General features: G+C 61.6%; 13 protein-coding genes and 1 pseudogene. 3 read left to right on the forward strand and 11 right to left on the reverse strand.

Annotated features, from left to right (window positions below):
- Positions 1-32: 32 nt before the first annotated feature.
- The 8 genes and pseudogenes from gltB to pilM form a co-directional block, all read right to left on the reverse strand.
- The gene (gene gltB / locus AC1RAC_RS11685) at positions 33-4,478 is read right to left on the reverse strand and encodes a glutamate synthase large subunit (RefSeq protein ID WP_492616603.1); all 4,446 of its coding nucleotides are present in this window, start codon (positions 4,476-4,478) and stop codon (positions 33-35) included.
- 352 nt (positions 4,479-4,830) lie between these two features.
- Entirely contained in the window at positions 4,831-6,408 is a 1,578-nt protein-coding gene (locus AC1RAC_RS11690; RefSeq protein WP_054896205.1) for an SPOR domain-containing protein, read from the reverse strand.
- A gap of 9 nt (positions 6,409-6,417) precedes the next feature.
- On the reverse strand, positions 6,418-7,518 hold the full coding sequence (gene aroB / locus AC1RAC_RS11695; protein WP_054919444.1) for a 3-dehydroquinate synthase: 1,101 nt from the start codon (positions 7,516-7,518) through the stop codon (positions 6,418-6,420).
- Positions 7,519-7,644: 126 nt separating this feature from the next.
- Complete coding sequence (gene aroK, locus AC1RAC_RS11700; protein ID WP_003187914.1) at positions 7,645-8,163, reverse strand: shikimate kinase AroK; 519 nt, start codon at positions 8,161-8,163, stop codon at positions 7,645-7,647.
- A 4-nt stretch (positions 8,164-8,167) separates the two neighbouring features.
- A pseudogene (locus AC1RAC_RS11705) lies at positions 8,168-9,424 on the reverse strand (type IV pilus secretin PilQ); the annotation flags it as partial.
- Between the two features lie 138 nt (positions 9,425-9,562).
- Positions 9,563-10,534, reverse strand: a complete 972-nt coding sequence (locus tag AC1RAC_RS11710; protein WP_198790480.1) for a pilus assembly protein PilP — start codon at positions 10,532-10,534, stop codon at positions 9,563-9,565.
- Positions 10,531-11,082 (reverse strand): PilN domain-containing protein, encoded by a 552-nt coding sequence (locus tag AC1RAC_RS11715; RefSeq protein WP_127880489.1) that lies wholly within the window; start codon positions 11,080-11,082, stop codon positions 10,531-10,533. Before AC1RAC_RS11715 ends, AC1RAC_RS11710 begins: the two co-directional genes overlap by 4 nt.
- The gene (pilM, locus tag AC1RAC_RS11720; RefSeq protein WP_034125864.1) at positions 11,079-11,735 is read right to left on the reverse strand and encodes a type IV pilus biogenesis protein PilM; all 657 of its coding nucleotides are present in this window, start codon (positions 11,733-11,735) and stop codon (positions 11,079-11,081) included. The genes AC1RAC_RS11715 and pilM overlap by 4 nt, the downstream gene beginning before the upstream one ends.
- Positions 11,736-11,967: 232 nt before the next feature.
- On the opposite strand from pilM, the gene AC1RAC_RS11725 reads away from it, so the two are divergent.
- On the forward strand, positions 11,968-14,430 hold the full coding sequence (locus AC1RAC_RS11725; protein ID WP_371262626.1) for a penicillin-binding protein 1A: 2,463 nt from the start codon (positions 11,968-11,970) through the stop codon (positions 14,428-14,430).
- Positions 14,431-14,642: 212 nt separating this feature from the next.
- Here the strand turns inward: AC1RAC_RS11725 and AC1RAC_RS11730 are convergent, their stop codons facing one another.
- The 3 genes from AC1RAC_RS11730 to rpmE form a co-directional block, all read right to left on the reverse strand.
- Positions 14,643-15,911 carry a malic enzyme-like NAD(P)-binding protein gene (locus AC1RAC_RS11730; protein ID WP_005784034.1) on the reverse strand — a complete coding sequence of 423 codons (1,269 nt, stop codon included), beginning with the start codon at positions 15,909-15,911 and terminating at the stop codon, positions 14,643-14,645.
- 168 nt (positions 15,912-16,079) lie between these two features.
- Positions 16,080-16,901, reverse strand: coding sequence for a thermonuclease family protein (locus AC1RAC_RS11735; RefSeq protein ID WP_492616604.1), 822 nt, complete (start codon positions 16,899-16,901; stop codon positions 16,080-16,082).
- A gap of 14 nt (positions 16,902-16,915) precedes the next feature.
- Complete coding sequence (gene rpmE, locus AC1RAC_RS11740; RefSeq protein WP_005784030.1) at positions 16,916-17,149, reverse strand: 50S ribosomal protein L31; 234 nt, start codon at positions 17,147-17,149, stop codon at positions 16,916-16,918.
- Between the two features lie 338 nt (positions 17,150-17,487).
- Between rpmE and AC1RAC_RS11745 the strand changes: the two genes are divergently transcribed.
- Entirely contained in the window at positions 17,488-19,707 is a 2,220-nt protein-coding gene (locus AC1RAC_RS11745) for a primosomal protein N' (RefSeq protein WP_034125571.1), read from the forward strand.
- A 204-nt stretch (positions 19,708-19,911) separates the two neighbouring features.
- Positions 19,912-21,648, forward strand: coding sequence for an arginine--tRNA ligase (gene argS, locus AC1RAC_RS11750; RefSeq protein WP_014716573.1), 1,737 nt, complete (start codon positions 19,912-19,914; stop codon positions 21,646-21,648).

Raw genomic sequence — 21,648 nt, forward strand, 5'->3', positions numbered from 1 at the left:
GTTAAAACCTCATCAAACTGTTCAGGCGCATATCACTGCGGGTTGGCACGGATGCTGGAAAGCAACGATTTCAGGTTGGCAGCCTTGGGCTTGACCAGCCAGAAACGACGCAGGTAATCATCGAGGTTTTCGGCGAGGTTGCGACCCCATTCGCTGCCGGTTTCCTCGACGTACTCGTCCAGCACGTGCTGCAAGTGGTTCCGGTAGGATTCCATGGCTTCGCCGCTGATGCGCTGGATCTCGACCAACTCGTGGTTGACCTTGTCGACGAAGGTGTTGTCCTGGTCGAGCACGTAGGCGAAACCGCCGGTCATGCCCGAACCGAAGTTGTAACCGGTCTTGCCCAGTACCGCGACAAAGCCTCCGGTCATGTACTCGCAGCAGTGATCGCCAGTGCCTTCCACCACGGTGTGAGCACCGGAGTTACGCACGGCGAAACGCTCACCGGCAGTACCTGCGGCAAACAGCTTGCCACCGGTGGCGCCGTACAGGCAGGTGTTGCCGATGATGGCACTGTCCTGGGTCTTGTACACACTGCCAGCCGGCGGAACGATGACCAGTTTGCCGCCAGTCATGCCCTTGCCCACGTAGTCGTTGGCGTCGCCTTCCAGGTACATGTGCAGGCCGCCGGCGTTCCACACGCCGAAGCTCTGGCCCGCAGTGCCCTTGAAGCGGAAGGTAATCGGCGCTTTCGCCATGCCCTGGTTGCCGTGCTTGCGCGCAATTTCGCCAGAGATGCGTGCACCGATGGAACGGTCGCAGTTGCAGATATCCAGCGCGAATTCGCCACCGCTGGCGTCGTTGATCGAGGAGCCGGCCATTTCGACCATTTTCTCGGCCAGCAGGCCTTTGTCGAACGGTGGGTTGCGGTCCACCTGGCAGAATTGTGGCTTGTCTGCCGGGATGTGATCGCTGCCCAACAGCGGCGTGAGGTCCAGATGTTGTTGCTTGGCGGTCTGGCCTTCGAGGATGTCCAACAGGTCGGTGCGACCGATCAGCTCTTCCAGCGAACGTACGCCCAGCTTGGCCAGCCACTCCCGGGTTTCTTCGGCGACATAGGTGAAGAAATTCACCACCATGTCGACGGTGCCGATGTAGTGATCCTTGCGCAGTTTTTCGTTCTGAGTCGCCACGCCGGTGGCGCAGTTGTTCAGGTGGCAGATACGCAGGTATTTGCAGCCCAGGGCGATCATTGGCGCGGTGCCGAAGCCGAAACTTTCGGCGCCGAGGATCGCGGCCTTGATCACATCGAGGCCGGTTTTCAGGCCGCCGTCGGTCTGTACTCGCACCTTGCCGCGCAGGTCGTTGCCGCGCAGGGTCTGGTGGGTTTCGGCCAGGCCGAGCTCCCACGGTGCACCGGCGTACTTGATCGAGGTCAGCGGCGAAGCGCCGGTGCCGCCGTCGTAGCCGGAGATGGTGATCAGGTCGGCATAGGCCTTGGCCACACCGGCGGCGATGGTGCCGACGCCGGCTTCCGCCACCAGTTTCACCGAGACCAGGGCCTGGGGGTTGACTTGTTTCAAGTCGAAAATCAGCTGCGACAAGTCTTCAATCGAGTAAATGTCGTGGTGCGGCGGTGGCGAGATCAACGTCACGCCCGGCACCGCATAGCGCAGCTTGGCGATCAAACCGTTGACCTTACCGCCTGGCAATTGACCACCCTCACCCGGCTTGGCGCCTTGGGCCACCTTGATCTGCAGCACCTCGGCATTCACCAGGTACTCCGGGGTCACCCCGAAACGGCCGGTGGCCACCTGCTTGATCTTCGAGCTTTTGAGCGTGCCGTAGCGCGCCGGGTCTTCACCGCCTTCGCCGGAGTTGGAACGCGCACCCAGGCGGTTCATGGCTTCGGCCAGGGCTTCGTGAGCCTCGGGCGACAGGGCGCCCAGGGAAATACCGGCGGAGTCGAAGCGCTTGAGGATCGAATCCAGCGGCTCGACCTGGCTGATGTCCATCGGCGTGTCCAGGGTCTTCACCTTGAACAGGTCGCGGATCATCGACACCGGGCGGTTATCCACCAGGCTCGTGTATTCCTTGAACTTGGCGTAGTCGCCCTGCTGCACAGCGGCTTGCAGGGTGTTGACCACGTCCGGGTTGTAAGCATGGTATTCGCCACCGTGCACGAACTTGAGCAGGCCACCTTGCTGGATCGGCTTGCGCGCGCTCCAGGCTTCGGCGGCCAGGGCTTTTTGCTCGGCTTCGATGTCGACGAAACGCGCACCCTTGATGCGGCTCGGTACGCCACGGAAACTCAGCTCGCAGACTTCCTCGGACAGGCCGATGGCTTCGAACAGTTGCGCACCGCGGTATGAGGTGACGGTGGAGATACCCATCTTCGACAGGATCTTCAGCAGGCCCTTGGTGATGCCCTTGCGGTAGTTCTTGAACACCTCATAGAGGTCTCCCAGCACTTCACCGGTACGGATCAGGTCACCCAGCACTTCGTACGCGAGGAACGGGTACACCGCCGAGGCGCCGAAACCGATCAGCACCGCAAAGTGATGCGGGTCGCGGGCGGTGGCGGTTTCCACGAGGATGTTGGAGTCGCAGCGCAGGCCTTTTTCGGTCAGGCGGTGGTGCACCGCACCGGTCGCCAGGGACGCGTGGATCGGCAACTTGCCAGGCGCAATGTGGCGGTCGGTGAGTACGATCTGGGTACGACCGGCACGCACGGCTTCTTCAGCCTGGTCAGCAACGTTACGCACTGCGGCTTCAAGGCCCAGGCTCTCATCGTAGTTCAGGTCGATGATCTGGCGATCGAAGCCCGGACGCTCCAGGGTCATCAGCGAGCGCCACTTGGCCGGGGAAATGACCGGCGAGCTGAGGATCACACGGGAGGCATGCTCAGGCGATTCCTGGAAGATGTTGCGCTCGGCACCGAGGCACACTTCCAGGGACATCACGATGGCTTCACGCAGCGGGTCGATCGGCGGGTTGGTCACCTGGGCGAACTGCTGGCGGAAATAGTCGTACGGCGTGCGCACGCGCTGGGACAGCACGGCCATTGGCGTGTCATCGCCCATGGAGCCGACGGCCTCGTAGCCTTGCTCACCGAGCGGACGCAGCACCTGGTCGCGCTCTTCGAACGTGACCTGGTACATCTTCATGTACTGCTTGAGCTGGTCGACGTCATAGAAAGCCGAACCGTGGTCGTTGTCTTCCATGGTCGCCTGGATGCGCAGGGCGTTCTTGCGCAGCCATTGCTTGTACGGGTGACGGGACTTCAAGCGGTTGTCGATGGCGTCGGTGTCGAGGATCTGCCCGGTCTCGGTGTCCACGGCCAGGATCTGGCCAGGGCCCACACGGCCTTTGGCGATCACGTCTTCAGGCTTGTAGTCCCACACGCCGATTTCCGAGGCGAGGGTGATGAAGCCGTTGGTGGTGGTCACCCAACGCGCCGGGCGCAGGCCGTTACGGTCGAGCAGGCACACCGCGTAGCGGCCGTCGGTCATGACCACGCCGGCCGGGCCGTCCCACGGCTCCATGTGCATCGAGTTGTACTCGTAGAACGCACGCAGGTCCGGGTCCATCGTCTCGACGTTCTGCCACGCTGGCGGAATGATCATGCGCACGCCACGAAACAGGTCGATGCCGCCGGTGACCATCAGTTCGAGCATGTTGTCCATGCTGGAGGAGTCGGAACCCACGCGATTGACCAGCGGGCCGAGCTCTTCGAGGTCCATCAAATCGTTGGCAAACTTGGTGCGACGGGCCTGGGCCCAGTTGCGGTTGCCGGTAATGGTGTTGATCTCGCCGTTGTGGGCGAGAAAGCGGAATGGCTGGGCCAGCGGCCATTTCGGCAGGGTATTGGTGGAAAAGCGCTGGTGGAACACGCAGATTGCGGTTTGCAGGCGCTCATCGCTCAGGTCTGGATAGAAGGCGGTGAGGTCCGCCGGCATCATCAGTCCTTTATAAATGATGGTCTTGTGGGAAAAGCTGCAGATGTAATGGTCGGTGTCGGCGGCGTTGAGCACCGACGAACGACGACGGGACGTGAACAGCTTGATCGCCATGTCCTGGTCGCTCAGGCCATCGCCTGCGATGAACACTTGTTCGATCTGCGGCAGGCGCTCCAGGGCCAGGCGGCCGAGTACGCTGGTGTCGATGGGCACTTTGCGCCATCCGACGATTTGCAGGCCGGCGGCGGCGATCTCGCGGTTCATGTTCTCGCGAGCGGCTTCGGCTTTTACCGGGTCCTGGTTGAAAAACACCATGCCCACGGCGTACTGCTTGGGCAGTTCGACCGCAAATTGCTCTTTGGCGACAGCGCGCAGGAACTGGTCGGGCTTTTGAATCAGCAAGCCACAGCCGTCACCGGTCTTGCCGTCGGCGTTGATCCCACCGCGGTGGGTCATGCAGGTCAGGGCCTCGATGGCCGTTTGCAAAAGGGTATGACTGGGTTCGCCCTGCATGTGGGCTATCAGGCCGAAACCGCAGTTATCCTTGAATTCATCGGGTTGGTACAGACCTGCTTTCATAGACACTTTCTCACCAGGCTGCCTCTTTTACCGAGGCAAATTTCTTTTCAATTCAACCGGTTACCTTCCACGCCGAACGTACGCCGGCTTAGCGGGGGCAAAAGGGAGGTCATTGTACACACCGACACAGACGCTCACAAATTTAGCGACGAAATGTCGCAAATCTATGTCGCATTTATGAAAGGTTTAAAGCGATATGCTGTGCTAGTCAAAACTTTTTTAATTCTGACCGCTACGACTCAAAAGCCACTGTGACGCAGACACCACAAAGCGCGCGGTCTCGGGAGACTGCACGCACTTGCGGATTTTTTTGAGGTGCCGGGAGGGCGGCCTGGGTAAGGCCGCCGGATCTTCAGCGAGTTGCTGCCAGTTCTTGTTGAACGCTGGCAACAGTGCGAGGCCAAGGTTTACCAGCCTGAACCTTCGCTGGCAAGGCCTTGATGGCAGAATCGGCTGCGGCGCGGCTTGGGAAGCTGCCGTAGGTGATCACGTAGAGAGGCTTGCCGTTGAGCACTTTCTTGAAGTAACGGTACTGGCCGCCCTGCTCTTTGACGAACGCCTGGGCGTTGGCTTCGGAGCTGGTGCCGAGGATTTGCACCACAAAGTTACCGGTAGGCTGGCTGCTGTACCAGCTGCTGCCAGCAGCGCCGGCCTTGGCAACGGTGGCGGCTGGTTTTTCCGCAGGCTTGGCGGCCGGGGCTGGTTTGGCGGCTGGCGCTGGTGCGACAGGCTTGGTCACCGGAGCAGGCTTGGCGGTAGCAACGGTGGGCGCCGGCGTCGGAGTCGGCTTGGCGACCGGAGCAACCGGTGTCGCTGGCACACCGGCCGGTACGCCTGCAGGTGGCGCGGTGGTGGTCACGGTCGGCGGCGTGGCGCTGGAGCCTTCCACCGGCACACCGTCGTCACCTTCGGAGATGCCACCGGCTTCTTCGGCCAGAGGGCCGCGCATCACAGGTTGGCCGACCATCGGCAGGTTGGTCGGTTGGCCGGAGTTGGCAAATTCGACGTTTGGCGTGGGCTTGCCCAGTGGCAACTGCGCCTGTTCGGTTGGCGCGCCAGTGGTTGTCGGTGCTTTGTTGCGGCCCGGGATCAACCAGGCGGCGGCAACAGCGACCACGACAACGGCGGAAATAGCCAATACGTGCTTCTTAGGCATAGTGAACCCCATCTTTGGACGCTTGACCGCAGAGCGGCTGGCAATCATGGCTTCGATCATGGCATCGCGGGCAACCTGGTTGATATTTCCAGGCCAGCCATCGGAGCTTTCGTGAATATCAGAGATCTGCGCAGCGGTGAAAAGTTCGATACCCGCCCCTGCGCCTTCAAGACGTTGTGCAAGGTATTCGCGGGTTTCTTCCTCTTCGTACGGCTGCAACTCGATGACGTGAAACAGCTCCTGCTCACCGCTGATCTGCTCCAGATCGGCGATCAACGACGACTCACCGAACAGGAACACATGCGGGCGACCTTCCGGCGTACCCGCTGCCAGCGCCAGCAAGGCTTCCAGGGCCGATTCGTCGAGCTGCTCGGCGTCGTCTACCAACAGGTAGACTTCCTGGCCGGTCAGGCCCAATTGCACCACCTGCTTGAGAATCGCGTTCGGCTCGGCGTTGGAGACGTTCAACGCTTGCGCCACCTCGCGCAGTACGCCAGCCGCATCACCGGCACCGCGGGCAGATACCACCACGCTCTGCACCGATTGTTTGTTGGTGCTGGCCACCAGCGCCTGGCGCAGCAAGGTCTTGCCGCTGCCCAGAGGGCCGGTCACCACCAGCAGCAACTGGCTGTAGCGCGCAAGGTGATGCAACTGCCCAAGTACCGGCTTGCGCTGGGCGGGGAAGAACTTGAAACCCGGCACCCGTGGTGCGAAGGGGTCGTGGCTCAAGTGATAATGGCCGAGGAACGCCTCGTCGGCATGCAAACTAGTCATCGGGTCTTATTAACCTTTGAGCTGGGCCAGGGCGCGGTAATCCGCTCCCAGCGTGGCCTGTAGAATCTCTTTTGGATAATCGTCGGTCACCACGGCATCGCCGATGTGGCGCAGCAGTACCAGTCGAAGTCGACCGTCGATCACTTTCTTGTCTATCGCCATATGTTCAAGGAAATCCGCCTCGGTCATCTCCGTGGGCGGAACAACCGGCAAACCGGCACGCTGGAACAGGCGGATACCGCGATCGCGCTCTTGGGCGCTGATCCAGCCCAGGCGCTGCGACATATCCAATGCCATCACGGTGCCAGCCGCTACGGCTTCCCCATGCAACCACACACCATAGCCCATGTGCGTTTCGATCGCATGGCCGAAGGTGTGGCCCAGGTTCAGCGTGGCCCGCACGCCGGACTCACGCTCGTCGGCGTTGACCACCAGCGCCTTGGCCGCGCAGGAGCGGGAAATCGCTTCGGTCAGGGCTACCTGATCGAGGGCGCGCAAGGCGTCCATGTGTTCTTCCAGCCAGGTCAGGAACGGCTCATCGCAAATCAGGCCGTACTTGATGACTTCCGCCAGACCCGCCGACAGCTCGCGCGGCGGCAAGGTGTTGAGGGTAGCGGTGTCGATCAGCACAGCCTGAGGCTGGTAGAACGCGCCGACCATGTTCTTGCCCAGCGGGTGGTTGATGCCGGTCTTGCCGCCCACCGACGAATCGACCTGGGACAGCAAGGTGGTCGGCACCTGGATGAAATCCACGCCGCGCTGGTAGCAGGCCGCGGCAAACCCGGCCATGTCGCCAATCACACCGCCGCCCAGGGCGACCACAGTGGTTCGACGGTCATGGCGCGCAGTCAGCAGGCCATCAAAGATCAGTTGCAGGGTTTCCCAGTTTTTGTGGGCTTCGCCGTCAGGCAACACCACGGAGATCACCGAGTACGCCGCCAGGCTGCGGCTCAGACGCTCAAGGTACAGCGGCGCGACCGTTTCGTTGGAGATGATTGCCACCTGTCGGCCGGCAATATGCGGCGCAAGCAGTTCGGGCTGGTCCAACAGACCTGCGCCAATGTGGATCGGGTAGCTGCGCTCGCCTAGATCGACCTTAAGTGTCTGCATGTGTCCCCGCGTTGAAGATGTATTAACGACCGGCACTGTCGACATCTCGACACCGCCTGGTGGCTCTACGCCATACCTTATAAGGTCATGGCGCGCCGCCGAGAATAGCGCATTTCGGGCCAGGCTTTAACGGGGTGGCAACCGTTGCAGGCGCTCAAGGATGTCAAGTACGACCATCCGAGGTGGCCGTTCATCGGTTTCCACCACCAGATCGGCGATTTCCCGATACAGCGGATCGCGCAGCGCCAGCAGGTCCCGCAGGGTTTTCGCCGGGTCGGCGGTGCGCAGCAACGGGCGATTGCGATCACGGGCGGTACGGCCCACCTGCTGTTCGACCGACGCGTGCAGATACACCACCCGACCACCGGCATGCAGCGCCCGACGGTTTTCATCGCGCATGACGGCGCCACCGCCGGTCGCCAATACCACGCCATCGCAGCCGCACAGCTCGGCAATCATCGCCTGCTCGCGGTCACGAAAGCCCAGCTCGCCTTCTTTATCGAAGATCCATGGGATATTGGCACCCGTGCGCAATTCAATTTCCTTGTCGGAATCTTTGAACGGCAGGCGCAGCTCTTTGGCCAGCAAACGGCCGATGGTGCTTTTTCCAGCCCCCATCGGCCCTACAAGAATCAAATTTCGCACAGAATCAACGACTCACAGCAATCGCCTGGTTATTCATGATACGCGGAGTCAGGAATACCAGCAGCTCGGATTTTTTCTCCGCCAGCACATCGCGCCGGAAAAGGCGGCCAAGATACGGCACATTGCCCAAAAATGGCACTTTATCTACCACTTTGCTTTGGGTGTTGGAGAAAACCCCGCCAATGACGATGGTCTCGCCATCCCTGACCAGAACCTTGGCGTTGACCTCGTTTTTCTTGATCGGCGGCACGTCATTGAGTCGGTTCAGGTAGTCGGGCTCATCCTTGGTGACCTTGACCGCCATGATCACATGGTCGTCGGGAGTGATTTGCGGCGTGACTTCAAGCGACAGCGAGGCCTCTTTGAACGACACCGAGGTGGCACCCTGGGAGGTGGATTCCTGATAAGGAATCTCGGTGCCTTTGAGGATGCGTGCAGTCTCTTTGTCGGAGGTGACGACCTTGGGCTGCGAGACGATCTCACCGTTGCCGGTTTTTTCCATGGCGGTCAGCTCAAGGTCCAGCAACAGGTTGTCGGTGATATAGGCGATCCCCAGGCCCGAGGTTCCGGCCAGCGACCCCAAGTCGACAAAGGGTGAACTGGGTGGGTTTTGCGGCGGCTCGGCACCCTCCGCCAGCGGCTTGCCAATACCGCCAACCCCGCTGTTGCCACGGGTGAGCCGCCCACCCCAGCGCACACCCAGGCTTTTGTCGTAGTCGACATTGGCCTCCACAATCCGCGCCTCGATCATGACCTGGCGTACCGGGATATCCAGTTGCGCCACGATGCGCCGCAGCTCTTCGAGCCGCTCGCCAGTCTGGTAGGCGATGATGTTGTTGGTGCGGTCATCCACCGCCACCGAACCGCGCTCATCGGTGGCGCCCTCAAAGCCGGTCACCGACTGAAACAGCTTGGCCAGGTCGGCGGCCTTGGCGTAATTGACCTGCAGCAGCTCCCGACGCAAGGGCGCCAGCTCGGCCATCTGCTTGCGCGACTCCAGCATCAACAGCTCGCGAGCAGCCAATTCATCGGCGGGCGCCACCAGCAACACGCCCGCCTTGACTCGCTTGTCCAAGCCCTTGGTTTGCAGTACCAGGTCCAGAGCCTGGTCCCAGGGCACATCCTTGAGCCGCAGGGTGATCGAGCCCTGCACCTCATCGCTGGTCACCAGGTTGAGCCCGGCGACATCGGCAATTTGCTGCAAGACCGCACGCAGGTCGATGTCCTGGAAATTCAGGGTCAGCTTGGCGCCTGTATAGCTGACCGGCTGGGCACTGTCGGGCGGCGGCAGTTGGATAAGGTCCAGGCGATTGGGCACAGCAGCAGCCATCGGTGCCGTGAACGCTATCCATAGCGCCACACCGAAGGACGAGAAGGTCCTTTTCATTGTTTGATTCCGTTATGAGTTGACGTTCAGCACAAGGGTTCGCGGGCGTTCCAGCCAGGCGCCCTGTCCATCGGGAAACAGCTCCACCAGCTCGACAGCAGCGTCTTGAATGGCCGTGACCTGGCCATGGTCCGGCCCCAGGTAATCACCCACCGCCAGCCGATACACCCTGGCCCCAGCCCGCAACAAGGCAAAGGCCTGCGCACCACGGGACAACGTACCGACCATTTCGAACTGATCGAGGCGCATACCCTCCAACAGTCCCCGTGGCCGGGTGAAATCCGGGGCAAGGGCCGGGCGGCCCGGAACGTGCGGTGCCTGCAAGGCGGGCGGCGTGAACGGGTCGCGCAAGGACGAGGGTTCGTAGACAAATTGCGGCCCTGGGTCGAGCACCTGACGGGCCTTGCCGTTTTGCAGGGTGCTGCGATAGGTCTTGGCGAGCATGTTCAGACGCAACAAGGCGCCCTGATGCCCGAGCGCAATATCCTGCACGGTAACGACCCGTGGCAACCCACCCAAGGCACTGACAAACGTCGCCAGGTCGTGGTAAACCCCGGACGCGCTTATCTGCATGGGTTGTTCGATATAAAGCTGCCGAGGCGCTTCATCCAGCACGGTGATGCCTTCGACCCACACCCCATGGGCAGACGCCAGCCGGGCGATGTCTTCCAGCACGGCAGGCAGCTCGGACTCGCCGGGCAATTGCCCTAGAAGGCTGGCGAGATTGTCTTCCATGCTCCGGACTTGCCGGGTGCGCACCTCAAGGCTCGCGGCCAGGCCGGTCTTTTCTGTGAGTTGCTGCTGCAGCGCCTGCTCCCGCGCCTCAAGCCCGTGCAATCGCTCCCGCTGCGGCCCCCCATGCGAAACCTCGCCCAGCACCAGCACCAGGCCGGCCAGCACACAGCCAAGCAGCACCTTGCCCGGCAGGGACCATTTGACAGCGTTGTAAGAGAGCGTGGAAAAATCGAGCCTGGGCAGGCTCATGGTTGCGCCTCGCTGGACTCTCCCTGGCGCACCATCAGCTGGAATTCACTTTCGCCGCGTGCACCTTCGGTTTGCACGCGCTGCAGACGGGTCGAACTGGAGCCGTGGATTGGCTTGAGTTGCTGCATCAAACGGGCGATATCCTGGTTGCTTTCTGCCGTGCCGCGAATGCTGATGGTGTCGCCGTTCGCAACCACCTCATGCAGATGGACACCTTCAGGCACCGAGCGAGCCAATTGCTCGAACAATCGGGCACCGGAAGAGCGGGCATCGTGCAGGTCCTGAACCACCTTCATGCGTTCGGCCAGTTGCTGGCTTCGCGCCTGCAAGTCGTCGATAGTCCTGATCCGCGAGTCCTGGGTAGCGATGTGCTCTTCCAGGCGGCTGTTGCGGCTTACCTGCCGGTCTATCGCCTGGTCGATCACTTGATCAGCCAACCACAGTGCCGCGAGCGCCACGCAGGCAAACGCCAGCAATAGCACCAACAGGTATTTGCGCCTGCGCTCCGCGAGGGCCTGGCGCCAAGGCAAAAGATTGATTCGTGTCATCCAGCGAAACTCCTAAGGGCCAGCCCGCAAGCCACTCCCATCCCTTGGGCATCCAAGGCCCATTGTGCACCATCGACTCTATGACCCGGCGTGAAGCTGGCAAAATCCTGAAGGCAAGCGCGCTCCAATGCAAACCCTTCTACATCGACCACCCGCGGCACCAGCCCCGCCAGGGCCAAAACCGCCTCGCGCGCTTCGACCTGCTCACGCAGGCACGCCGCCAGCATCACCTCTACCCACTGCGGGCCTTGAGCCGATGGCCCTTGAACCTGAAAGTCGATGGCCACCTCGTCCAATGGATAGGGGATGAACTGGTCGGCTTCCATCTGGATCTTCCAGGCCATTTCCTCATCACTGAGGCCGGCGTCCATGTCAATCAGCCGGGTAATTACCGACGGGCCCGCAACCGCCACGGCGGCGTACCGGGCCGAGGTACCCAGGCGCGACAGTGCCTGTTGCAGCATACGGCCCACACCCTCAAGATCCAGCAAGGTACCGTCCACCACCGCCTGGGGCGGCAGCATTTGCATAACGTAGCCCTGGACGCTGAAACCGCCTGATGAACGGCCCAGTTCGATCAGCTTGATGCCGCTGTCATTGATATCGACCCCCAACACCGTGTCGACTTTTCGCCTGAAAAATCCCTTTCCCATAAAACTCCCCAAAACTTTCCCTGTCATACCGGCTGTCATCTCGCCTGATTGCTGCCAGGCACCTTGCATTCGGTCGGCTTGTTCAAGGCTCGCGAATGACGCCCCAAGCTGAAAAATGCTTTAATGCCCAGCGTTTTTTCCCGCTTTTTATCTGCTGCCCGGGTCGATCCATCGTTTGCCATGCATCCCCGACGCGTAACTCATTCTTTTCTCTGGAAATCCAAAAGCCTTGATTCGTCTGCTGAAGTTTTTCGGGTACTCCATTGTCGCCATCGTTTGCGGGCTGCTGCTCGTACTCAGCGGGGCCTACCTCTACCTTAGTCCGGGTTTGCCCTCCGTAGAGGCCCTCAGAAGTATCCAGTTGCAGATTCCTTTGCGGGTCTACAGCAGCGATGAAAAACTGATCGCGGAGTTCGGCGAAATGCGCCGCACACCGATCCGTTTCGCCGACATTCCACCCAATTTCATCAGCGCTTTGTTGTCTGCCGAAGACGATAATTTCGCCAACCACTACGGCGTAGACCCCAGCAGCCTGGTGCGTGCAGCCACGCAATTGGTAAAAAGTGGACACATTCAATCGGGTGGCAGCACCATCACCATGCAGGTGGCGAAGAACTTCTTCCTCACCAGCGAACGCAGCTTTTCCCGCAAGGCCACCGAAATCCTGCTGGCGCTGCAGATCGAACGCCAGTTGACCAAGGATGAAATCCTCGAGCTGTACGTCAACAAGATCTACTTGGGCAACCGCGCCTACGGCATCGAGGCCGCGTCCCAGGTCTACTATGGCAAGTCGATTCGTGACGCCAGCCTGGCGCAAATGGCGATGATCGCCGGCCTGCCCAAGGCACCGTCGCGCTTCAACCCGCTGGCCAACCCGGCGCGCAGTAAAGAACGCCGTGACTGGATCCTGGGCCGCATGTACAAACTGGGCAAGATCGACCAGGCCGCTTATGAAAGTGCCGTAGCCGAGCCGCTGAACGCCAGCTATCACGTGCCGACCCCAGAAGTGAATGCACCCTATATCGCCGAAATGGCCCGCGCCGAGATGGTTGGCCGTTATGGCAGCGAGGCCTACACCGAAGGTTTCCGCGTCACCACGACGGTGCCGAGCAACTTGCAGGAAATCGCCAACCATTCGGTACATGAAGGCCTGATCACTTATGACCAGCGTCACGGCTACCGTGGCCCCGAGTCGCGCCTGCCGGGCAAGACCCTGAGTGCCTGGACCACCGAATTGGGCAAACAGCGTTCGATCAGCGGCCTGGACCCGGCCATCGTCACCCAGGTAACCAAGGACGGCATCCAAGTGCTGACCCGCTCTGGCGAAGCCCATGTAGCCTGGGACAGCATGAAGTGGGCACGCCCGTTCCTGAACACCAACAGCATGGGCCCGATGCCCAAGCAGCCATCCGACGTGGCCCAGGTGGGTGATTTGATCCGCGTGCAACGCCAAAAGGATGACAGCCTCAAATTCAGCCAGGTGCCGCTCGCCCAGGGCGCCCTGGTGTCCCTGGACCCGCAGAACGGTGCGATCCGCGCACTGGTCGGCGGCTTTGCCTTCGAGCAGAGCAACTACAACCGCGCTACCCAGGCCAAGCGCCAGCCGGGCTCCAGTTTCAAGCCGTTTGTCTACAGTGCCGCGCTGGACAACGGCTACACCGCCGCCAGCCTGGTCAACGACGCGCCAATCGTGTTTGTCGATGAATATCTGGACAAGGTCTGGCGCCCGAAGAATGACACCAACACGTTCCTCGGCCCGATCCGTATCCGCGAGGCGCTGTACAAGTCACGCAACCTGGTGTCGATCCGCCTGTTGCAGGCGATGGGCGTAGGCAAGACCATCGACTATATGACGCGCTTTGGCTTCGCCAAGTCGGACCTGCCGCCAAACCTGTCCCTGGCCCTGGGTACCGCGACCCTCACGCCGATGGAAATCGCCACCGGCTGGAGCACCTTTGCCAACGGCGGCTACAAGATCGCGCCGTACCTGATCGACAAGATCGAAAGCCGCAATGGCGACACCCTGTTCACCGCCAACCCGCCACGGGTACCCGGCGATGTGGTCAATGGTGTGGCCGCGACCGACGGGCTTGCGGTACCGAGCAACGGCGGTATCACCATCGAGGCGACGCCAGGCACACCGTCGGCCGCAAACGCCGGCGCACCGGCCGAACCGCAAGCGCCAGCGGTTGCCGAGCGCATCGTGGACGGCCGCACTACCTACATCCTCAACAGCATCCTGCAAGACGTGATCAAGAAGGGCACCGGCCGCCGCGCACTGGCTCTGGGCCGTGCGGATATCGCTGGCAAGACCGGTACCACCAACGAGTCCAAGGACGCGTGGTTCTCCGGCTACAACGGCGACTACGTGACCACCGTGTGGACCGGCTATGACCAGCCTGAAAGCCTGGGCCGCCGCGAGTTTGGTGGCACCGTCGCCCTGCCGATCTGGATGAGCTACATGGGCGCAGCGCTCAAGGACAAGCCGCTGCACACCCAGCCAGAGCCAGAAGGCATCCTCAGCCTGCGCATCGACCCGATCAGTGGCCGCGCAGCTTCACCGAGCACGCCGAATGCGTACTTCGAGCTGTTCAAGAGCGAAGACACACCGCCATCGGTCAACGAACTGGGCAACGGCGCAGTGCCGGGCAGCCCGCTGCCGGCGGATGAAGGCGCGCCGATCGATTTGTTCTGACCTGATCACGCTGATCGGCCGATCGTTCCCACGATCCGCGTGGGAATGCATCCTGTGACGCTCTGCGTCACGATCTTAAAAGCAGACGCGGAGCGTCCAGGTGGGCATTCCCACGCAGAGCGTGGGAAAGATCAGCCACGGGACATCAGCCACAAAAAAGCCCCGACTGATCACTCAGGCGGGGCTTTTTTTGCGGGTGTGTCTACAACGGCTTAGCCGTTGAACACATCATCCACGCTTTGCAGCGGGTAGTTCTTTGGATACGGCAGGGTAGCCACACCAGTCTCGATAGCGGCCTTGGCCACGGCATCGGAGATCAGGGTGATCAGGCGCTTGTCCATTGGTTTCGGAATGATGTACTCACGACCGAATTCCAGCTTGGCGCCACCGTAGGCGTCACACACATCCTGAGGTACCGGCAGCTTGGCCAGTTCACGCAGGGCGTTGGCAGCGGCCACTTTCATTTCTTCGTTGATGCGCTTGGCGCGAACGTCCAGGGCACCACGGAAGATGAACGGGAAGCCCAATACGTTGTTGACCTGGTTCGGGTAGTCCGAACGGCCGGTGGCCATGATCACGTCGCTGCGAGTGGCGTGGGCCAGTTCTGGAGAGATTTCCGGATCCGGGTTGGAGCAGGCGAACACGATAGGGTTCGGCGCCATGGATTTGAGGCCTTCAGCGCTCAGCAGGTTCGGGCCGGACAGGCCAACGAACACGTCGGCACCGTCGAGGGCGTCAGCCAGGGTGCGCTTGGAGGACGGATGGGCAAACATCGCCTTGTACTGGTTCAGGTCGGTGCGCTCGGACTGAATCACGCCCTTGCTGTCGACCATGTAGATGTTTTCCAGCTTGGCGCCCATGCTGATGATCAGCTTCATGCAGGAAATGGCCGCGGCACCGGCGCCCAGGCAGACGATTTTCGCCTCGCCCAGGGTTTTGCCAGCAATTTCCAGGGCGTTGATCATGCCGGCTGCGGTAACGATCGCGGTGCCGTGTTGGTCATCGTGGAATACCGGAATGTCGCACTGCTCGATCAGGGCCTTTTCGATCTCGAAGCACTCAGGTGCCTTGATGTCTTCCAGGTTGATGCCACCGAACGTGATGGAAATGCGCTTGACGGTGTCGATGAACGCCTGCGGGCTTTCGGAATCGACTTCGATGTCGAAAACGTCGATGCCGGCAAAGCGCTTGAACAGCACGCCTTTGCCTTCCATGACTGGCTTGGAAGCCAATGGGCCGAGGTTACCCAGGCCCAGAATCGCGGTGCCATCGGAAATCACTGCAACCAGGTTGCCTTTGCCGGTGTACTTGTACGCCAGCTCTGGGTCACGGGCGATTTCACGTACGGGTTCGGCAACACCAGGGCTGTAGGCCAGCGACAGGTCGCGGGCAGTGGCAGTGGCTTTGGTGAGCTCTACACTCAGCTTTCCTGGACGAGGATGGGCATGGTATTCGAGAGCGGCAGTTTTCAAATCAGACATATCGGCATTCCGCTTTTACTGTTGGTCGACGGACCGCCGAGGATACGCGTGTCGTAAAGTCCCTACAAGACTGGGCAGTCACAGGTGTCAAGGGCCCTGCGCTACGACTTTTGGCCAAGAGCCACGGGATATAAGGGCTCAACTGTTCACAATCGAAATAAAAAATGTCTACAATTTTTTATTCAAAAGCGCCGATTTCAGCATGCCGGGGTCGGTTATTGGCAACAGCCAGCGCGCTTGGCCTTTTTTCAGGCCGCCACGGCGGGCTCGATCCTGCACCCAACCGCGCGCCTCAATGGTGCGGCCTTGCAGACCATCGAGCATGGCCGTATCGAACTGGCTGATCAGCTCGGGCGCAATACGCAATACCAGTGAACCCTGCAGTTCAATCCAGATTCCACCGCGATTGCGCTCGATCTTGCTGACCCGACCGGCCACCAGGGCAAACCCGGAGCGCTTGAGATTCGCCACGCTGTGCACTGGCGATTGGCGCCACAGGCCGAGCCGTGCCTGGCGGGCGCTGTTTTCGGCCGCCTGCTGGCAGGCCATCAGGTCGACATTCGGCGCGACGCCCACTTGGTACCCCAAACCCTCGGCCAGCAGTTGCGCCTCCAGATTCTCGCCATTGGCGCCGTAGAGGTGAGCCAGGGTGCGCCCGTAATGATCTTTGCCTTCGCGCCCCGCCACCAGGCCGACACGCCCATCGCTGGCCTTGACCAACGCCTGCAGGCGCTGACGGGCGGCGACAGCGAATGGCTCGTCAGGGCGACCCTTCTTGCCGGTTTCCGGCGCGTTGAGGCCGATCATGCGCACGCTGCGACCGTCCTTGAGGCGTACCGTGTCGCCATCCACCACACGCTGTACCTCCACACGCACGACGGCCGCCGGGGCGGGGCAGAAGGGGTTGGCCTGAGCGGTCGCCAGCCAAATCCCAGGCACAAAAAAGGCGCCCACAAGGGACGCCTTTTTCAACAGCAGGTAAAAGCCCATAAGGCTCTTGAACCTTACTCTGCTGGAGTAGCAGCAGGCTTCTTGCCGAAAGCACCAAAGCGATCTGCGAAGCGCTGTACGCGGCCGCCGGTGTCCAGAGTTTTCTGCTTACCGGTGTAGAACGGGTGGCACTCGTTGCATACGTCAGTACCCAGTGGCTTGCACAGGTTCGAACGAGTTTCGAACTTGTTGCCGCAGCTGCAGGTGACTTCGATGGTTTCGTACGCTGGATGGATATCGGCTTTCATGGCACTTCCTCGGGCTAGCGTGCCGCCACTCGACACTATTGTCGAATACCGCACGTAATTAGGCCGCGGATTCTACCAGACCTTTTTAATCACGCAAGCGGCGGTAATGGTCGAAAACTCCCTTTCATCAGATATTCCTCACACACCGCCGTCAATGTGGGAGCCGGGCTTGCCCGCGAAGGCGGTGTGTCAGTCACTGCATCTGTTACTGCACTAGCGCTTTCGCAGGCAAGCCAGCTCCCACAAGATCCGATTCCAGTACTGGAGACGGGACACCCCCGGTCTGCTAGGCTCGCGCCCCTGCGCCACCGCTTGCCTTTATTGATGAGAATCCTCGCGTGCCCGACGCCATTTTGCGCCTAGCCCTGCCCTCGCCCCTGCGCCGCCTGTTCGATTACCGGGCCCCGCCCGGCGTGTCGCGTGCGCAGTTGCAACCGGGCATGCGCGTGCGCGTGCCGTTCGGGCGCCGGGAAATGATCGGCATTCTGGTGGAAGTCACCGACCACAGCGAAGTGCCTGCCGAAAAGCTCAAGCCGGCAATTGCCCTGCTCGACGCCACACCACCGCTGCCGCCCGCGCTGTTCAAGCTGTGCCTGTGGACCGCGCAGTATTACCAACACAGCCTGGGCGATACCTTGAGCTGGGCGCTGCCTGTGCTGCTGCGCCAGGGCGAACTGGCCGAAGCGCGCCAGGAGCGTTTCTGGTCGATGGTGCCCGGCGCACGCCTCGACGACCCGCGCATCGCCCGCGCTCCGCGCCAGCGTGAGGCCCTGGCCACCTTGGCACAACACCCACACGGCGTGGCCCATCAGCTATTAAGCAAGCTGATGCTGAGCAAAGACAGCCTCGACCTGCTGCTGGCCAAGGGCCTGGTGCAGGTGGAAATCCGCAAACACGCCCCGGACCCGCGCCACGAACACTGGCTGGCCCAGCCGGAGTTGCCGCTAAACCCCGAGCAACGCGCCGCGTATGAGGCGATTCGCGCCGGTTTCGACAGTTTCCACGCGTTCCTGCTGGCCGGCGTCACTGGCAGCGGCAAGACCGAGGTCTATTTGCAGCTGATCCGCGAAACCCTGCAGGCGGGCAAGCAGGCACTGGTGCTGATCCCCGAGATCAACCTGGGCCCGCAGACCGTGGCGCGTTTCGAGCAACGCTTCAATGCCCGGATCGCCCTGGTGCACTCAGCGGTCAATGACCGTGAACGCCTGGAGTCGTGGCTAGCGGCGCGGGACGGCGAGGCCGACATTATTATCGGCACGCGCTCAGCACTGTTCACGCCGATGAAAAACCCCGGGCTGATCATCGTCGACGAGGAGCACGATGGCTCCTATAAACAGCAGGAAGGTTTGCGCTACCACGCCCGCGACCTCGCGCTGGTACGCGCCCGCCAGGAAGACATCCCGATTGTGCTGGGCTCGGCCACGCCGTCCCTGGAAAGCCTGCACAACGCCTACACCGGCCGTTACGGGCTGCTGCGCCTGAACGAGCGTGCTGGCGGCGCCAAACAACCGCGCTTCCTGCGCCTGGACGTGAAAAGCCGCCCGCTGGACAGCGGTATTTCCGGCCCGATGCAACAGGCCATTGGCCAGACCCTGGCCGCCGGCCAGCAAGTATTGGTATTTCTCAACCGCCGCGGCTTTGCCCCGACGTTGCTGTGCCATGACTGCGGCTGGATGTCCGGGTGCGAGCGCTGCGATGCGCGCATGACGGTGCATCAGCGCCACGGCGAGTTACGCTGCCATCACTGCGGCCATGTGGAACGGGTACCGCGCCATTGCCCGCAGTGCGGCAAGGTGGACCTGCGGCCCGTGGGCGCCGGCACCGAGCGCGCCGAAGAACGCCTCGGCATTCTGTTCCCGGACTACCCGGTGCTACGGGTGGACCGCGACAGCACGTCGCGCAAAGACGCCATGAACCAACTGTTCGCCACCATACACAAAGGCCAACCGTGCATCCTGGTGGGCACGCAGATGCTTGCCAAAGGGCATCACTTCCCACGGGTCACCCTGGTGTCGATCCTGGATGCCGACGGTGGGTTGTTCTCCGGGGATTTTCGCGCCAGCGAACGCATGGCGCAGTTGATCGTGCAGGTGGCAGGACGCGCCGGGCGGGCCGAAGAGCCAGGCAGGGTGATTATCCAGACGCACCTGGCCGACCACCCGCTGCTGATTCAACTGACGGAACAAGGCTACTTTGCCTTCGCCGAACAGGCCTTGAGCGAACGCCGCGCCGCCGGCCTCCCGCCCTTTGCGCACCTGGCGCTGCTGCGTGCCGAAGCCCACAAACCCGGGCAGGCCGAAGGCTTTCTTGATGAGGCCTGCAGCGCCGCTGAGCGTTTATTGGGCGAACTGGCCCTCAGTGGCATCGAACTACTCGGCCCGGTGCCAGCGCCCATGGAGCGGCGCGCCGGACGTTATCGCGCTCAGCTACTCTTGCAGGCAACCTCCCGCGCCCCGCTGCATCGGCTATTAAGTCGCTGGATGCTTGAGCTGGAGCAACTGCCCAGCGGTCGGCAAGTGCGATGGTCGCTGGATGTAGACCCGGTAGATTTGTATTGAGGGTAATTACGTCATCGCAGGCAAGCCAGCTCCCACATTATGAAATGTGAATACCCTTAAATGTGGGAGCGGGCTTGCCCGCGAAGAGGCCCGCAGGTCCGCCATATAGTCTGAACGGTTGGCAAGCCCGCCCTCGCCACGGATAATGCCCAGTTTTTCCACCTGCGCATCGCGCGCCGCCGCTTGCGGTCGAAAGAGAACACCATGAAAGACACCATTCGCCAGCTGATCCAACAAGCCCTCACCCAACTCGTCCACGAAGGTGTGTTGCCTGAAGGCCTGTCGCCGGCGATCCAGGTGGAGAACACCCGCGACAAGACCCATGGCGACTTCGCCAGCAACATCGCGATGATGCTGTCCAAGCCGGCCGGCATGAAACCGCGCGACCTGGCAGAAAAAATCATCGCAGCCCTGCCGGCTGACGCCAGTGTCACCAAGGCCGAAATCGCCGGCCCAGGCTTTATCAACTTCTTCCAGAACACCCAGGCCCTGGCGTCGCGCCTGGATGCCGCCCTGGCCGATGCGCGCATCGGTGCACGCAAGGCCGGCGACAGCCAGCGCGTGGTCATCGACCTGTCGGCACCGAACCTGGCCAAGGAAATGCACGTGGGCCACCTGCGCTCCACCATCATTGGCGACGGCGTGGCACGGGTGCTGGAATTCCTCGGCGACACCGTGATCCGCCAGAACCACGTGGGCGACTGGGGTACCCAGTTCGGCATGCTGATGGCCTACCTGCAGGAAAACCCGATCACCAGCAACGAGCTGGCCGACCTGGAAAACTTCTACCGTGCCGCCAAAAAGCGGTTTGACGAGTCTGAAGAGTTCGCCGACCGCGCCCGTGGCCTGGTGGTCAAGCTGCAAGCCGGCGACGAAGAGTGCCTGGCGCTGTGGAACCGCTTCCGTGAAATTTCCCTGTCCCATTGCCAGGAAATCTACGAGCTGCTCAACGTGAAACTGACCATGGCCGACGTGATGGGCGAAAGCGCCTACAACGACGACCTGATCAACGTGGTCAACGACCTCAAGGCCAAGGGCCTGCTGGTCGAAAGCAACGGCGCCCAGTGCGTGTTCCTCGAAGAATTCAAGACCGCCGACGGCGAGCCGCTGCCGGTGATCATCGTCAAGGCCGATGGCGGCTACCTCTACGCCACCACCGACCTGGCCGCCGTGCGTTACCGCAGTGGCGTGCTCAAGGCTGACCGTGCACTGTACTTCGTCGACCAGCGCCAGGCCCTGCACTTCCAGCAGGTGTTCGAAGTGGCGCGTCGCGCCGGTTTCGTCACCCACCCGATGCATATGGAGCACATGGGCTTTGGCACCATGAACGGCGCCGATGGCCGCCCCTTCAAGACCCGCGACGGCGGCACCGTGAAGCTGATCGACCTGCTGACCGAAGCCCAGGAACGTGCCTACAACCTGGTGAAGGAAAAGAACCCGGAGCTGGCCGAGGCCGACCTGCGCAACATCGCCCGCGTGGTGGGCATTGGCGCGGTGAAATACGCCGATCTGTCCAAGCACCGCACCAGCGACTACAGCTTCAACTTCGACCTGATGCTCAACTTCGAAGGCAACACCGCGCCGTACCTGCTGTACGCCTACACTCGCGTGGCCGGGGTATTCCGCAAGCTGGGCAAGGACTTCAGCGAAGTTGAAGGCCAGATCGCGCTGGACGCCGCCCACGAACAGGAACTGGCGGCCAAGCTCGCGCAATTTGGCGAGGTGCTCAACAGCGTTGGCGAAAAAGGCACGCCGCACATCCTGTGCACCTATTTGTACGAAGTGGCCGGCCTGTTCTCCAGTTTCTACGAGAACTGCCCGATCCTGACCGCCGACGACGAAGCCCAGAAACAAAGTCGCCTGCGCCTTGCCGCATTGGCTGGACGCACCCTCAAGCAAGGCCTGGAACTCTTGGGCCTGGAAACTCTGGAGCGTATGTAA

The sequence above is a fragment of the Pseudomonas sp. GW823-FHT02F05 genome, from assembly GCF_058797315.1.

Coding starts and splice junctions, on each gene's coding strand:
- gltB (WP_492616603.1), bottom strand. CDS start 4,478: ATGAAAGCAGGTCTGTACCAACCCGATGAATTCAAGGATAACTGCGGT.
- AC1RAC_RS11690 (WP_054896205.1), bottom strand. CDS start 6,408: ATGACTAGTTTGCATGCCGACGAGGCGTTCCTCGGCCATTATCACTTG.
- aroB (WP_054919444.1), bottom strand. CDS start 7,518: ATGCAGACACTTAAGGTCGATCTAGGCGAGCGCAGCTACCCGATCCAC.
- AC1RAC_RS11710 (WP_198790480.1), bottom strand. CDS start 10,534: ATGAGCCTGCCCAGGCTCGATTTTTCCACGCTCTCTTACAACGCTGTC.
- AC1RAC_RS11715 (WP_127880489.1), bottom strand. CDS start 11,082: ATGACACGAATCAATCTTTTGCCTTGGCGCCAGGCCCTCGCGGAGCGC.
- pilM (WP_034125864.1), bottom strand. CDS start 11,735: ATGGGAAAGGGATTTTTCAGGCGAAAAGTCGACACGGTGTTGGGGGTC.
- AC1RAC_RS11730 (WP_005784034.1), bottom strand. CDS start 15,911: ATGTCTGATTTGAAAACTGCCGCTCTCGAATACCATGCCCATCCTCGT.
- AC1RAC_RS11735 (WP_492616604.1), bottom strand. CDS start 16,901: ATGGGCTTTTACCTGCTGTTGAAAAAGGCGTCCCTTGTGGGCGCCTTT.
- rpmE (WP_005784030.1), bottom strand. CDS start 17,149: ATGAAAGCCGATATCCATCCAGCGTACGAAACCATCGAAGTCACCTGC.
- argS (WP_014716573.1), top strand. CDS start 19,912: ATGAAAGACACCATTCGCCAGCTGATCCAACAAGCCCTCACCCAACTC.